This is a genomic window from Pedobacter kyungheensis (assembly GCF_000812965.1).
Classification (GTDB): Bacteria; Bacteroidota; Bacteroidia; order Sphingobacteriales; family Sphingobacteriaceae; genus Pedobacter; species Pedobacter kyungheensis.
In genome coordinates this window covers 1-15,758 of sequence record NZ_JSYN01000036.1, presented here as the reverse complement: position 1 = coordinate 15,758, position 15,758 = coordinate 1, and the positions used below count along the sequence as shown (strand labels likewise).

At 43.3% G+C, this 15,758-nt stretch carries 8 protein-coding genes; 4 read left to right on the top strand and 4 right to left on the bottom strand.

What is annotated here, in order from left to right; genetic code table 11:
• Positions 1-4: 4 nt before the first annotated feature.
• From OC25_RS23655 to OC25_RS23640, 4 genes are read right to left on the bottom strand one after another with little or no spacing between them, the layout of a single operon-like run.
• Positions 5-1,897 (bottom strand): rhamnogalacturonan lyase, encoded by a 1,893-nt coding sequence (locus tag OC25_RS23655; RefSeq protein WP_039481758.1) that lies wholly within the window; start codon positions 1,895-1,897, stop codon positions 5-7.
• Between the two features lies 1 nt (position 1,898).
• The gene (locus OC25_RS23650) at positions 1,899-3,749 is read right to left on the bottom strand and encodes a rhamnogalacturonan lyase (RefSeq protein ID WP_039481754.1); all 1,851 of its coding nucleotides are present in this window, start codon (positions 3,747-3,749) and stop codon (positions 1,899-1,901) included.
• Between the two features lie 43 nt (positions 3,750-3,792).
• On the bottom strand, positions 3,793-6,207 hold the full coding sequence (locus tag OC25_RS23645) for a hypothetical protein (RefSeq protein ID WP_039481750.1): 2,415 nt from the start codon (positions 6,205-6,207) through the stop codon (positions 3,793-3,795).
• 8 nt (positions 6,208-6,215) lie between these two features.
• Positions 6,216-8,618, bottom strand: a complete 2,403-nt coding sequence (locus tag OC25_RS23640) for a glycoside hydrolase family 95 protein (RefSeq protein ID WP_167335433.1) — start codon at positions 8,616-8,618, stop codon at positions 6,216-6,218.
• A 397-nt stretch (positions 8,619-9,015) separates the two neighbouring features.
• Between OC25_RS23640 and OC25_RS23635 the strand changes: the two genes are divergently transcribed.
• The 4 genes from OC25_RS23635 to OC25_RS23620 are packed head-to-tail and all read left to right on the top strand — an operon-like array spanning position 9,016 to position 15,453.
• Positions 9,016-11,016, top strand: coding sequence for an alpha-L-arabinofuranosidase C-terminal domain-containing protein (locus tag OC25_RS23635; RefSeq protein WP_245222138.1), 2,001 nt, complete (start codon positions 9,016-9,018; stop codon positions 11,014-11,016).
• A gap of 12 nt (positions 11,017-11,028) precedes the next feature.
• A complete protein-coding gene (locus OC25_RS23630) occupies positions 11,029-12,573 on the top strand; it encodes an alpha-N-arabinofuranosidase (RefSeq protein WP_082018701.1) in 1,545 nt (514 codons plus the stop codon).
• 5 nt (positions 12,574-12,578) lie between these two features.
• Complete coding sequence (locus tag OC25_RS23625) at positions 12,579-14,513, top strand: glycoside hydrolase family 97 protein (RefSeq protein ID WP_039481743.1); 1,935 nt, start codon at positions 12,579-12,581, stop codon at positions 14,511-14,513.
• Positions 14,514-14,517: 4 nt separating this feature from the next.
• Positions 14,518-15,453 carry a glycoside hydrolase family 43 protein gene (locus OC25_RS23620; RefSeq protein ID WP_039481801.1) on the top strand — a complete coding sequence of 312 codons (936 nt, stop codon included), beginning with the start codon at positions 14,518-14,520 and terminating at the stop codon, positions 15,451-15,453.
• Positions 15,454-15,758: the final 305 nt, after the last annotated feature.

Genomic DNA, 15,758 nt, shown 5'->3' with positions numbered 1-15,758 from the left:
TGTTTTACTGAGAATTAGCATGGTATTGAATGGTTTTAATATTGGGTTTAGGCGGCTGGTTCATATCATCGCCCATGTAAAAACTGGTATGTGGGGGCTGGTTGTAACCTACATTTTGCCAGGCAATGCTTAAACGGTACTGCGGATCGTGCATAAAAGTATAAAAGCGGTGTTTCGTTGGGATAGTAGTAGTAAATATCCTCAGTTCACTGGCATCGGCAGTGCGGTAAATCACTTCTTCGCGCCAGTCGCCTAAAATATCGGCCGATAAAGCCGGAGTAGATTTGGTGCCATTGTTGGATAAACAATTGTATGCCCTGGCATTGAGCAGGCGAATGGTTTTCGCATTTTCGTAATCCCATTTATCAATTGAGGTACCATTTAAAAGCTCGCTCTGGCAGTCGCCATCCCAAAAAATACCGAAGTTAACACTTGGGGTAACAGCCGAAATCTTATTGCCTTTGGCATCAAACATCCCGGTTATTCCTGCTCCGGCCACCCAGCATTCAGACCCCCGGTATCTGGGGTCAATGTTAATTGCGAGACCCCTTCCCGGCCCTTCTCCATCAGCTCCGGCACTTACCGAGGCCTTTTTCCACAACACCTCTCCAGTCCGGGCATCCCTGAAGTTTGCCCCGGCATCCGAAAATCTTTCCTGAATATCAAAAACTTCCAACCCAGGCCGGTCAGGATCTAAATCGCCCACATGCAAGGCATCACCATGTCCTAAACCCGTGCTGTAAAGCCCTTTTCCATTATCATCGAGGGTCATGGCACCATAAATAATTTCGTCTTTGCCATCACCATCCACATCAGCGATGCTTAAGTTATGGTTTCCTTGCCCTCCATATCGTTTATTGCCAGGTTCAGCGCTATCGAAGCTCCATTTTTGCTGTAATTTCTTTGCGTTAAAATCCCAGGCAGTAATAACGGTACGGGTGTAATATCCTCTGCTCATAATTAAACTGGGATGTTTACCATCCAGGTAAGCAATAGCCGCCAAAAAACGATCCATACGGTTTCCGTAACTGTCGCCCCAGGTCTTTTTTAGTTCTTCGGGCGAGGGATTAAGCTCAGGAGAACGCGCAGGGATAAAATTGGTGGTGGTTATCTCGGCTCCGGTCAGGCCATCAAAAACCGTCAGAAATTCAGGACCGGCTAAAATATATCCGTTTTTATTTCTCCAGTCTTTGGTCGAATCGCCAATTACTTTTCCTTTCCCATCAATTGTTCCATCAGCCGTTTTACAAGCTATCTCTGCCCTGCCATCGCCATCCAGATCGTACACCATAAACTGCGTATAATGCGCGCCTTCGCGAATATTTTTGCCCAAATTAATGCGCCACAAGAAGGTACCATCCAGTTTATAAGCCTCGAGCAAGGGCTCAGTAGTAAAACCAGCATGCGAATTATCATGACTAACGCCAGCCTGATGCAATACAATTTCGTAAGTTCCATCACCATCCAAATCGCCAACCGAAATATCATTAGGGGCATAACCAGGTAAGGTTTTTAAAGGAACTGACAAATAAGGCTGAGCTACCGTATTTTTCTGCAGCGTAAAAGCGGTACTTTCAGCTTGTTCTTTGCCATGCACTATAGGTTTTACCAACCAGGTATTGTCGGTCGTAAAATCTACTTTTTTATCCGTAAAAATGGTTGCCCCGGTAATGGGCGTCTGATTCAATTTTACCTTCTGGTGCTGATTACTTTTGCGGTATAGATTAAATGAAATATCATCCGGATCGGTCCCCAACATCCGCCAACTGATAAAAACACTATCGCCGGGTAGGTGTACTGCTACCACGCCCCTGTCCAGCGCTTCCATCTGGCGTTGCGCCATTAGCGTTGCAGGCAAAAACAAGCAAAAAAGTAAAGCTATTTTTAAGGTACGCATACTATTTTTTGGGTTCTACAAGTACAATATTGGGTTTAGGGGCTTTTTGCATACCATAACCGAAATAGAAACCGGTGTGAGGTGGCTGGTTGTAGCCATCATTTTGCCAGGCAATGCTTAAACGGTACTGCGGATCGTGCATCAGGGTATAGTTGCGGTGTTCAGTTGGAATAACGGTGGTGTAGATGCGCAGGCTCTGGTTATCATAAGCCCTTAAAACCAGTTCCTCGCGCCAATCGCCAAAAATATCGGCACTTAATGCCGGGGTAGATTTGGTACCATTGTTAGACACGCAGCCTTCTGCAGTAAAAAGCCTGCCCCCGTTGTATTTGTCAATGTGGTTGGCATCTAAAAGCTCACGCGACAAATCATCGTCCCAATAAATGAGGAAATTAGTAGACCGGGGCTGATTGCCTATTCGGTTACCTTTTATATCATACAAGCCGTTTGCTCCCGACCACCACATCTGTGCACCTACTCGTGTAGGATCAATATTATCTGCCACACCCCTGCCTACATCCTCGTCTTCAGAACCTTTCCACAATATTTTACCGGTACGGGCATCGTATACCGCTACTCCCGGACCTTTGGTACCTTCTTCTATTTCATGTACACCAAAAACTTCCAAACCCGGGTGTTCCAGATCGAGATCCGAAACATGAAGGGCATCGCCATGCCTCAAGCCTGTGCTGTATAATCCTTTCCCATTATCATCTACACACATCGAACCGTAAATAATCTCGTCTTTACCGTCGCCATCTACATCAGCAACGGTTAAATTGTGGTTTCCCTGGCCAGAGAATGGGTTTTGGCCATTTTTACTGTCGAACACCCAGCGCAGATTTAGCCGGCCATTGCGCCAGTCCCAGGCGGCCAGCACAGTGCGTCCGTAATAGCCCCTGCACATCACCACACTCGGGTGTACCCCATCCAGATAGGCTATGCAGGCATTAAAACGATCGACGCGGTTACCGGTATTGTCGTTTTTACCATTGCCACCAGGCCCACCCCAGGCACCAATATCGCCACGCGCCGGCAGGTAATCAGTAGTGGCCAGGGCCTCACCTGTTCTGCCACTAAAAACCGTTAAAAATTCAGGCCCATCCAATATCTTTCCGTTACTGTTGCGGTAATCTTTTGTAGAGTCGCCAATTACTTTCCCCTTACCGTCAATGGTTCCATCGGCGGTTTTACATACCATTTCGGCAATGCCATCGCCATCCAGATCATAAACCATAAACTGGGTATAATGCGCGCCTTCGCGGATATTTTTACCCAGGTTAATTTCCCACAAAAATGTACCATCGAGCTTATAGGCCTGAAAAATAGGTGGGTCAGTCAGTCCATTGGATGAATTATCGCGGCTACGGCCGGTTTGATGCAAAATAATTTCGTATTCGCCGTCTCCGTCCAAATCGCCAACTGAGGCATCATTCGGAGTATAGCCGGCTGGTGTGCGCAAAGGAATGCTTAGATATTGCTGAACAGGTTGTTTGGCTGCCAGCGTAAAAAATGCACTGGCTGCTTGCTCCTGGTTCTTAAGGAGCGGTTTTACAAAGTAGCTGTTCGGCAGATTAAAATCGGCACTTGCATCTATAAAGTTGGTTCCTTTGCTTAAGGGTTGGCTGTTGAGTTTTTGTGGTGTTCCGTTTCCGCTTCTGCGGTAAAGGTTAAAACGGATATCATCCGGATCGGTGCCCAGTATACGCCAGCTTACATAAACCGAATCTTTATTCTGGCGCATGGCAATTAGCCCACGGCCCAGTTTTTCCATCTGGCGCTGGGCATTTACCTGTATGCTGTTAAATAAACAGGTTAGCAGTAAAATAGAAGATATAAATTTAATGCGCATGCTTCGTGTTCAAATAGAGGTCAAGACTTTTCATCGGTTCTGTTTATTGTACTTTATACCCGGCTTTAGCCGCTACCGCCACGCCTTTATCGGTAATTCCATCGGCTTTAATGCGGATATTTCCTTTATTATCGCTGTTGTAATAGGTGATAGTAGCCTCTCCGTTTTCGTTTGTTTTTAGGCCTGGGTTCCAGAATATGGTAGTCCTTAAATCTTTGCTTTGGGTAGATGGATTGGCATAATTGGGCGAATAAAATGTACGGGCATTGTAGTAGCCATTTAAATTTACGTTAAGCAGGTTTAGGTTTGAACCCAGCAAGGCTTCGTCTTTTAAATTAAGACTGATCAGGAATACATCGTTACCTCCACGACCAATTAAATGCTGAATTTTAACCTGGTTAATCTGGTCCATGGTTAGGCTGTAATAATCGAGACGTTCCATTATCAGTTCTTCCCTGTTGTTTACTCTTATTCTGGGTCTGATTTTTTTGCCGTTGGCGATAAAAGTAATCCCCTCATTGCCAATGCTATCAGTATCATCTGGTGGCATTGCACCATTGGCTTTGGTTAACAGAAAATGTTCCAGGCCCTGATAGGAATAATCGGCGGCAGTGATATTAAAAACCTGTTCAGGGTAACCAAAGCTGGTTAAGGTTTCGTCAAAAAGGTTAACCTGCTTGCTCTTCGCCGCCTTAATTTCCACTTCGCTCAAGGTAATCGAATCACCGAATTTATAGGTGCGGTTGTAATCCATCCGTTTACCTAATGCTACATTTAAGGGATCAGGAATGCCTGTTTGCGGCATTTTTAGCGATGCCAGGTTTAAAGGCCTGGTTAAAGTATCAATCAGTAACCAGCCACCTTTTTTATTTTTATCGTCTTTGGATGAAATTTTAATGGCCTGATTGCCGTACCACTTTAAACCATCGAGAAAATAACGTCCCTCCTGATCGGTTTTGGTGGTAAAAAGTTTATCGCCTGTAAAATTAGAGCCAAATAAGGTGATGTTCATATTGGCAAGAGGTTTATTGGCCAGTTTTTCCCTTACCGTTCCCTTTATGGTAAGGCCGGGTTCGGGCATGTAGCTGATTTTAATACTCGAATCGGCGAGTTTTTTCCAGAGGTAATCGCGCCAGCCCTGGGTAAGCAACAGCAGATCGAGCTGTTTCAATCGCGACGGGTTGCCTGCATCAAAATATTGAGCGGCATTTTTAACTTCTCCCCTTATTTCTGATTGCAATAGCAAATAGGCCAGAATATTCTGCCCATCATCAGGCACCATTTCATCAACCGCAGCCAGCGAAATTGAAGTTTTAACCGGCTGCCCCTGTGTATTGCTGGCTTTTACCTTTAATGTTACTTTCTCGCGCGATTTATAAATGGCTTTATCTGCTGTAATGGCCAGATTAATATTTTCATCCCCCTGAATATAAACCAGCCTTTCGCAATTAGGCCTGCCCTGATCATCGAGCAGTGTAAGTGCCGAAATCCCTCTGGCAAAACCTTTGGTTGGAATAGTAACCGAAACGGTAGGCTTACTGAGTTTAATGGCACCCGAATAAATCACATCACCTGCGTGTTTAATCAGGATAGAAATATTTTTATCTTTTATCCCTGCAAAAATGGGCGCATTTGCGCTGATAACGGTTTTGATATTGGCCGAATCGGTAGTAACATGCAGCGAGAAACCTTTGCCCAATATAGCGGGTAAGGTAGCCGAAAATTGCTCTTGCCCGTAACGCCCGGTAACACGGTATTTTTCGCCCGGTTGAGGCATAAAGGCAAAAATGCCCATTCCGGCTTCAGTACTGTTAAAAGTAACTACTGTATCGCCTTTTGATGAAATTACACTACCTCTTGCCGGCACGCCATTTCCCTGTTGATCATTGGTTTTAAAAGCGACTATACTCGTTAAGCCCTCTACCAGCGAACCTCCTTCAGGAAAAAAGGCAATAGATTTTGCTTTGGGAGATGCAACTGTTTCGTTCTTTTTTGCTGCATTCCGGGTAAAATAAGAAGCATTTTCTACTATATTATTGCTTACATATATCCTTTTCTGGAAAACGAAATCATTGCCAAAATTCCGCATCCAATTGGTGTAGGCCCTGATGTTATACCAGCCCGATGGAATTGAGTCTTTTAATTCGAAATCGCCCTTGCCCAAACCACCATCCATCCGGATCGTTTTACTATCGAGCAGCACTGACTGGGAAGAAACCAGCTCGACATATAAGTTATTACTGGTACCGGTTAAACTGGTACTTTTACCATTAACCAGGTAAGCACTAAACCAAACTGTTTCACCCGTGCTGTAATAAACCCGGTCTGTTTGCAGATAAGTTTTTTCGAAAAAGAGCTTTAGTGTTTTCGGATCGTTGACAGGATTGCTTTTTTGTTGCGACCAGGCCAGCAAACCAAACGTGTTTAATAAAATGAGTAGCAAATATTTTTTGAGCATTGTTTTATTTATTGATCAATTGAAGCTAATTCGTATGTTTTACCGGCAACCGTTTTAATCTGGCTTTGCCAGCTGTTAAATGTTTTATTAAAGGTGCCAACTGCTTTGTTATTTAATTTGAGTTTAAGCGGACTAATAAGGTTTAAATCGCCACCATTTTTTGATAAGATTTTTGCCCTGGTCAATTTTCCGCTTTCCCAGTACATATCCACCACAAAACCGCCACGTGCAACCAGTCCTTTAACCCAACCCGATTTCCAGGCCGAAGGCAAGGCAGGTAACAGCTGAACGTTAGCCAAATGACTTTGCAAAAGCATTTCGGCAAGTCCTGCTGTAGCACCAAAATTTCCGTCAATCTGAAATGGAGGATGGGTATCGAAAAGGTTGTTCAATGTAGAATTTTTCAACAATTCCTGATACATTTTATACGAATGGTCGCCATCAAGCAAACGCGCCCAGAAGTTAATTTTCCAGGCTTTACTCCAACCTGTACCTTCATCGCCACGAACAAGTAAAGTCTTTTTTGCTGCGTTTGAATATACGGTATCAATTAACGGCGAAATTTCTCTGCCGGGGTGCAGGCCAAATAGATGCGAAACATGCCGATGCTGAGGCTCTACATCTTCAAAATCGCCATACCACTCTTGCAAATTACCTTTCTTACCAATGTGTAAAGGGCGAAGTTTGCCATATTTGTCTTCGAGTAAAATAGCAAAAGCTGCATCTGTACCTAAAATTTTAGCTGCATCAATCATATTGGCAAAAAGATCACGGATTATAGACATATCCATGGTTGAGGCAATAGTAACTACTTCTTTACTCCCATTGGGTAACAAATAGCTATTTTCTGGCGAAGTAGAAGGTGCGGTAACCAGATAACCGTCTTTTTCTACCAGCCAATCTAAACAGAAAAGTGCAGCCCCCTTCATTAAAGGATATGCAGTATCTTTTAAATATTTTTTATCGCCGGTAAACAAATAGTGCTCATACAAGTGCTGTGCTAACCATGGACTACCCAATGCCCAATTGGCCCATTTCGGATCGCCACTACCCTCGCCCACCGGATTGGTTTGGGCCCAGATATCAGAGTTGTGGTGTACTGCCCAACCTCTTGCCCCATAATACTTGTTTGCTGTTTTTTCGCCGTTTACGGCCAAATGTTTGATCTGGGTAATTAAAGGCTCGGTGAGTTCTGATAGATTGGTCACCTCTGCAGGCCAATAATTCATTTGCAGGTTAATGTTGGTGGTAAAGTTACTTCGCCATGATGGCCTGATTAGTGGGTTCCAGATGCCCTGCAAATTAGCCGGAATTCCGCCCGGGCGCGAACAGGAAATCAGCAAGTACCTACCAAACTGAAAATACAACTCTTCGAGGCCATAATCTGCTTTACCCTGTTTATAATTATTTAATCGTTCATCTGTTGGTATGTCGGCCAATAAATTACCGGTATGGTTAATGGAAAGGTTTACCCGGTTAAAGTATCCCTGGTAGTCTGTTATATGTGCTTTTTTCAACACCTCAAAAGGTTTTGCTGCCGCAGCTTTCAATAAACGGATGGCTTTTGCATGCTCATCAATACCGTCTTTATCCGGAAATTTATCATAGCCGTTATAACTGGTAGCCCCTGATATCATCACAATTATTTCGGAAGCACCGGCAACATTTAATAAACTATCAGTACTTAATTGCCCATCCGTACGGACAACTTTAAGCCTGGCCTGATAACGCATGCCATTATGATGCAGGCTATCTCTGTAAATAATGGGTTTTGGATTTCTGCGTTCGTCTGAATAGATGCGCGCTTTTCCTTTTAAAATGATTTCGTTGTTATTTTCGGTCGAAACCCGATGCTCCAGCTCATCGCCAAGCCCAAAAGAAACATTTAGTGCTTTTTTCCCTCCGGCAGTTAAGCGCATTACAATCACCTGATCGGGAAATGAGGCCAGTATCTCCCGTTTATAATCTACCCCATCAACCGTAAATTCTGTTAAGGCAATAGCATCGGCGATATTTAAACTTCTGCTATAATTACTTACTTCGCCCTTTAACCTTTGTTTCAAAAACACATTAGCCAGAGGCTGGTACATATTGGTATTAGGTCCCTGCATTTTGCGCATCAGCTTTACGGCCTGTCCATTCTCACCTGCAAAAAGCAATTTTCTTACTTCCGGAAGATATTTTGGAGCATCGGGATTGGGGTTTGAATCAACAGGGCCACCTGTCCAAAGTGTTTCTTCATTCAGTTGAATCAGCTCTAGATCAACACGGCCAAATATCATAGCACCCAATCTTCCATTTCCAATCGGAAGGGCCTCATCCCAATTTTTTGCCGGTTTTTTATACCATAAAATATTACAGGCACCTATTTTTTTTTGCGCATAACCTGGTGCAAAAAAAAATGTAGTCAATACTAAAATATTGAAAAAACGAAGGCTCATCATGTAATTGGTTAGCGGATTTTAACAGAAACGTAGTAGCAACAGTTAATTCATCCAAGCCGAATGTAAATAGTATATTTTTAACGCCCATCCTGTAGTATCCTGCTTTTTAATGATGACAATATGTTATAAGAAAGATTTTAAAGGTTTCATTAAGATAAATTCAGAACATCAAGTAAAAAGTTACTTTACTAAAGCCTTTTACTACTATTGAGCCAATTCTTGCTCATCACCTATTTGTGGTAAATGCTAATATTCTAGAATTTATCAACAAAATCAAAAGAAAGAAAAAAATAAATGTTAAATTAACGTTTATTATTTTAAATATTATACTTTTACGATCAGAATCTTCCAAATATTAAACCGTATGAAATTAAATTCTCCGCTAAAGGGTGCAGTATGTGCATGCGTAATGTATGGCATAACCAGCTTTGGCTTAGCCAATAATGCATTTGCCCAAACGCCCAAAATCATTAAAGTAAGCACCGACCAATCTATTGCTAAGGTGCAACCCAATATGTGGGGTGTATTTTTCGAAGACATTAATTTTGGTGCAGATGGTGGTATTTACGCCGAACTGATTAAAAACCGTTCATTCGAGTTTGCCAAACCGTTAATGGGCTGGAGTATTCAGCGGAAAAAACCGAGAGAAGGCGAAATACTGGTTGTAAACCGCAAAGAGGTTAATACGGCCAATCCACGATATTTACAGGTAAAAAAAGAAACCGATGATTTTGAATTGGTTAACGAGGGATTTAAAGGCATTGGCGTTAAAAAAGGCTTGCGTTACGATTTCTCAGTGATGTATCGCCAGGCTGCTAAGGGCGTCAAACTGGTATTATTATTAAAAGATGCCAACAATAAAATTATTGGCCAGGGCAGCTTAAATCCAGAACAAACCGGCGATAGCTGGAACAAACAATCGGCCAGCTTTGTCGCCACCGAAACAGATCCGAAAGCCAAATTCTCGCTGCTTTTTCAGGGGCAGGGAAATATAGACCTGGATATGATTTCATTATTTCCGGGCGATACCTGGAAAAACCGTCCACAGGGATTGAGGGCCGATATGGTACAGTGGCTGGCCGACATGAAACCTGGTTTTATCCGTTTCCCGGGTGGTTGCATTGTTGAAGGTACAGACTTAGCCAACCGTTACCAATGGAAAAAAACCATTGGCCCTATCGAAAACAGGCAACTGATTATGAACCGCTGGAATACTGAATTTGCCCACCGCGCGGCACCAGATTATTACCAGAGTTTCGGTTTGGGCTTTTTCGAATATTTCCAGCTGGCCGAAGATATCGGATCGGAAGCTTTACCCATACTCAACTGCGGGATGGCTTGTCAGTTTAATTCTGCTGAAGTAGCTGCGCTCGATGAACTAGATCCTTATGTACAGGATGCCTTAGACCTGATTGAATTTGCCAATGGCGATGTTACGACCAAATGGGGCAAAATGAGGGCCGATTTGGGTCACCCGAAACCTTTCAACCTTAAAATGATGGGGGTAGGAAACGAAAACTGGGGACCACAATATTTGGAAAGAGTAGCCATTTTTACCAAAGCCATTAAAGACAAATATCCGGATTTTAAACTCATCAACAGCTCAGGTACTGACCCGGAAGGCGACCGTTTTAACCTGCTAAATACAACATTAAGGAGCAATAATGCCGATTTTATAGATGAACATTACTATCGTCCGGCCGATTGGTTCTTAAAAAATGCTGGCCGATATGATAACTATCCGCGTAATGGCTCGAAGGTTTTTGTGGGTGAATATGCCGTGCATGCTGCAGGCAATATCACCGGAAGCAATAAAAACAACTGGCAAAGCGCACTGGCTTCGGCTTCGCTCATGACAGGTTTGGAGCGCAATGCCGATGTAGTACAAATGGCCTCTTACGCACCGCTTTTTGCACATATAGATGCCTGGCAGTGGGCGCCTGATATGATTTGGGTAGATAACCTGAAATCGTATGGAACGCCAGATTATTATGTACAGAAACTTTTCTCAACCAATAAAGGTACCGATGTGATAGCGATAACCCTTGGCGATAAAAATATAACCGGTCAGGATGGACTTTACGCTTCTGCAGTAACCGACAAAGGCAAAAAAGAATTGATTATTAAAATTGCCAATAATTCTGATCAGCCTCAAAACATTGATTTTAACCTGGATGGAAAACTAAAATTGAAAAGCAAAGGCACCAGCGAAGAACTGGCCAATGCCAACTTAAACCAGATCAATTCTTTTGATAATCCATTGGCTGTAAGCCCGCAAAGCAAAGTAATAAGCTTAAAAGGCAAAAAACTGAACCTAACTCTAAAGCCTTATTCATTTAACGTGATTAAGCTTCCATTTAATTAAAAAACGCTACAAATGACAATCAAGAAATTATTTGCCGGTTTAGCCTTTTTAGGCACCTCCATGCTGGCACAGGCACAAACCGAAACACAGCTTACCATCAAACCCGGTGGCGATCAGCTGGTAAGTAAACACATTTACGGGCACTTTTCCGAGCACCTGGGGCGGTGCATTTACGATGGTTTCTGGGTAGATGAAAACTCAACTATACCGAATAAAGGCCGCATCAGACTGGACATTGTTGATGCTTTAAAAAAGATAAAAGTACCCAACCTGCGCTGGCCAGGCGGCTGCTTTGCTGATGAATACCACTGGCGTGATGGTATAGGCCCAAGAAACCAGCGGCCAAAAATGGTCAATACCAACTGGGGCGGGGTAACTGAAGACAATAGCTTTGGTACCCATGAATTTTTAGACCTTTGCCAGATGCTCGATTGCGAACCTTACATTGCCGGCAATGTGGGCAGTGGCACTGTTGAAGAAATGGCCAAATGGGTTGAATATTTAAACTTTGACGGCGTAAGCCCCATGACCGCTATCCGCAGCCAGAACGGTAGAGAAAAACCCTGGAAAGTGGCATTTTGGGGTGTAGGTAACGAAAGCTGGGGTTGCGGTGGCAATATGACTCCTGCTTACTACTCCGATTTATATCGCAGATATGCTACTTATGCGCGCAACTATCCGGGAGCACCATTAAAAAAGATTGCCAGCGGCGCCAATGCCAGCGACTACAACTGGACCGAAACCTGTATGAAAAATATCGGCAACCAGATGTGGGGCTTAACCTTACATTATTATACCCTGCCAACAGGCAACTGGGGCAAAAAAGGATCGGCTACCGATTTTGATGAAGCACAGTATTTTTCGACCATGAAAAACTGTTTAAAAATGGAAGAGCTGGTAACCAAACATTCGGCCATTATGGATAAATACGACCCTAAAAAGAAAGTAGCTCTGGTGGTTGATGAATGGGGAATCTGGACGGATGTAGAGCCCGGCACCAATCCCGGCTTTCTATATCAGCAAAACAGCTTGCGCGATGCCCTTATTGCAGGAACTACCCTAAACATTTTCAATAACCACTCCGATCGCGTTAAAATGGCAAATCTGGCACAAACCGTCAACGTTTTGCAGGCCTTAATCTTAACCGAAAAGGATAAAATGGTGCTCACCCCTACTTATCATGTTTTCGATTTGTACAAAGTACACCAGGATGCCAAATACCTGCCCATTTCGTTCACCAGCCCTGATTATGCAGTGGGCGACCAAAAAATACCAGCACTCAACGTATCTGCTTCACAAGATGCCAGCGGTGCCATCCATATTTCGCTGGTTAATTTAGATCCCAATAAAAAAATTGCACTAAGTACTGCCCTGGATGGGTTGAAATGGAGTTCAGTAAGCGGGCAGATTTTAACTTCGGGCAAACTAACCGATGTAAACACCTTTAAGGATGCCAATAAGGTGCACAACGCCAAATTTACCGGTGCTAAAAAATCAGGAAACAGCTTAAAAGTAGAATTACCGGCACAATCTGTTGTCGTTCTGGAATTAAAATAATCAACATGAAAAATATCTTAAAGGCTGTTGTTTTATTACTTGCTGTAACACAAACGGCCAGTGCACAAAGCCAATATCAGGTAAACAGTCCCGATAAGTCCCTTTCGGTTTCGGTTTACCTTAAAAACAAAGCTTTGTTTTATACCATCAGCAGAAATGCAGAAAAGGTACTCGATCAGTCTGCATTAGGTTTGGTTAGGGCTGATCAGGATTTCAGCAAAAACCTTTCCCTGCTTTCAGTATCTAAAAACGAACAGGTTAAAGACAGCTATGTTTTACAAAACAGCAAGCGGTTAAACCATGAATATCTGGCCAAAAAAAGGGTTTTCCACCTGCAAAACGCAGCTTCCAAAAAAATAGATGTTATTTTTCAGGTATCGAATGATGGCGTTGCTTTCCGCTATTATTTTCCTGATCGCGATACCAACACCAAACAACTTACTGAAGAGAAAACCAGCTTTCACTTTTTCGCAAATGCTAAAGCCTGGATGCAACCCATGTCGGTAGCTAAAACAGGCTGGGAAGCTACAAATCCTTCTTACGAAGAATATTACCACAAAGATATCGCTGTGGGAACTGCTGCACCAACAGCGGCAGGCTGGGTTTACCCGGCGCTTTTCAACTATAAAAATACCTGGTTACTGGTTTCAGAAACGGGTTTGGACAGCAACTATTGCGCCACGCGTTTACAGCAAAATTCGGCTGGTGGAAACTATCAGATTGGCTTACCCGATAAAAGGGAAGCCTATACCGGGCAAAATGTAAATCCCGAATCTACCCTACCCTGGTACACCCCATGGCGCATTATTGCCATCGGCAGCTTAAAAACAGTTACCGAATCTACGCTGGGTACCGACCTGGCCTATCCGGCAAAAAGCAATATTAACCCGGCCAATTTCCAGATGGGCAAAGCTTCCTGGAGTTGGATTGTATTAAAAGACAATTCTATCACCTACGATATCCAAAAGAAGTATATCGATTTTGCTGCCGATATGCATTGGGAATACTGCCTGATTGATGTAAACTGGGACCGCAATATCGGTTACGAAAAAATGAAAGAACTGGCCGATTACGCCAAACAAAAAAATGTAGGTTTATTGCTTTGGTACAACTCGGCCGGCGCATGGAATACCGTAAAATATACGCCCAAAAATAAACTCAACGATCGAGAGGAAAGGCTGAAAGAGTTTGCCCGTTTACAGGAAATGGGCATTAAAGGTGTTAAAATAGATTTTTTTGGTGGCGATGGTCAGTCGATGATCCGCTATTACCTCGAAATATTTGAAGATGCAGCCAAATATAACCTTAGCGTAAACTGCCATGGGGCAACTCTGCCAAGGGGCTGGCAAAGAACCTACCCGAACCTGATGACCATGGAATCGATCAAAGGTATGGAGTTTATCACTTTTGAGCAGGTCAATGCTAACGAGGAGCCTTTGCATGCCACGACCATTCCTTTTACACGAAATGTCTTCGATCCGATGGATTTTACGCCCATGAACTTGTCTAAAATCCCAAATATTAACCGCAAAACAAGTAATGCCTTCGAACTGGCTTTACCCGTAATTTTTCAATCGGGCGTGCAGCACCTGGCCGAATCGCCGGAAGGGATGGCCACTGTACCCGCTTATGTAAAATCGTTTCTGCAAACTTTCCCGGCAAGCTGGCAAGATACCAGATTAGTTGATGGTTACCCGGGCAAATTTGTGGTAATGGCCCGTAAAGCAGGATCGAAATGGTATATCGCAGGTATAAATGGAGAAAATTCAGATAAAATCATCTACATCGATTTCCCAAAGTTCAATGCAAAAGCGGCAGAAATCATTACTGATGCCGAAGATGGAACTGATTTTATTACCGGAAGCATCGACCTTAAATCTCCTCCTCCAATCAAAATGAAACCTTATGGCGGTTTTGTAATTGTTGTTGAGCAAAAATAAAATCATGAAAAAACTATTCTACATTGTCTTATTGCTGATTATTGCAGTTTCAAATGTACAGGCGCAGGCTAAAAAAGATATTTACCTTTTTGCTTATTTTAAAGGCAATGGCGAAGACGGACTGCATCTGGCCTACAGTACCGATGCTTACAGCTGGAAAGCTTTAAAAAACGATCAATCTTTTCTCACGCCTACCGTGAGCAACGATAAACTAATGCGCGATCCCTGCATCATCCGGGGCGCCGACGGTTTGTTCCATATGGTTTGGACTGTGAGCTGGAAAGATAAGGGGATTGGCTATGCCAGTTCGAAAGACCTGATTAACTGGAGCCCGCAGCAATTTATACCTGTTATGGCCAAAGAAGCGGGTGCACGCAACACCTGGGCACCAGAAATCACTTACGATGAGCAGACCAAAACCTATATGATTTATTGGGCAACAACGATTACCGGTAAATTTAACGAAACAGCTTCGAGCGAAGAAAGTGGCTACAACCACCGGATGTATTACGCAACCACCAAAGATTTCAAAACCTTTTCGGAAACCAAACTGCTTTATGATCCTGGTTTTAATGTAATTGATGCCACTATTGTGAAAGATGGCAAACGCTTTATCATGTTCTTAAAAGATGAAACCCGCCAGCCTGCCCAAAAAAACATCAAAATTGCTTATGCTGATCAATTGGAGGGGCCTTATAGCACAGCTAGCGCCCCTATTACCGGTAATTACTGGGCTGAAGGTCCCACAACCTTAAAAACCGGCAACGATTGGATGGTATATTTCGATAAATACCGTGATCATCAGTATGGCGCTATTGTATCCGCCGATTTAAAAAACTGGACAGATGTTTCAGATAAAATTAGTTTACCCAAAGGCTTAAGACACGGCACCATTTTACCCATCAAAGCAAAAGAACTGAAGGCCTTATTAAAACAATAATTTAAATCCGTAGCGCTCCAAAAAACGTTACGGATTTGAAAATCATTCACAGCGCGTCATGCTGATCCGATAGCTATCGGATTTGTTTCAGCATCTCTTAATGCTTGGGTAAACATCTAGCAAATTACCCCATCGCGTCATGCTGAACTTGTTTCAGCATCTCTTCAATCTCGAGTAAAACCATTAACAGTGAGGTCCTGAAACACCTGTCCGACTGGCCAGGCGGGAGTTCAGGATGACGATAATCTAGTGGTCTGTGTCCGCACAGACCACCTTAACCAATTCCTACTTCACCAGCCTCACTT

Bases quoted from the DNA above. Each gene is read 5' to 3' on its own strand.
- OC25_RS23655 (WP_039481758.1), bottom strand. From the start codon at position 1,897: ATGCGTACCTTAAAAATAGCTTTACTTTTTTGCTTGTTTTTGCCTGCA.
- OC25_RS23650 (WP_039481754.1), bottom strand. From the start codon at position 3,749: ATGCGCATTAAATTTATATCTTCTATTTTACTGCTAACCTGTTTATTT.
- OC25_RS23645 (WP_039481750.1), bottom strand. From the start codon at position 6,207: ATGCTCAAAAAATATTTGCTACTCATTTTATTAAACACGTTTGGTTTG.
- OC25_RS23635 (WP_245222138.1), top strand. From the start codon at position 9,016: ATGAAATTAAATTCTCCGCTAAAGGGTGCAGTATGTGCATGCGTAATG.
- OC25_RS23630 (WP_082018701.1), top strand. From the start codon at position 11,029: ATGACAATCAAGAAATTATTTGCCGGTTTAGCCTTTTTAGGCACCTCC.
- OC25_RS23625 (WP_039481743.1), top strand. From the start codon at position 12,579: ATGAAAAATATCTTAAAGGCTGTTGTTTTATTACTTGCTGTAACACAA.
- OC25_RS23620 (WP_039481801.1), top strand. From the start codon at position 14,518: ATGAAAAAACTATTCTACATTGTCTTATTGCTGATTATTGCAGTTTCA.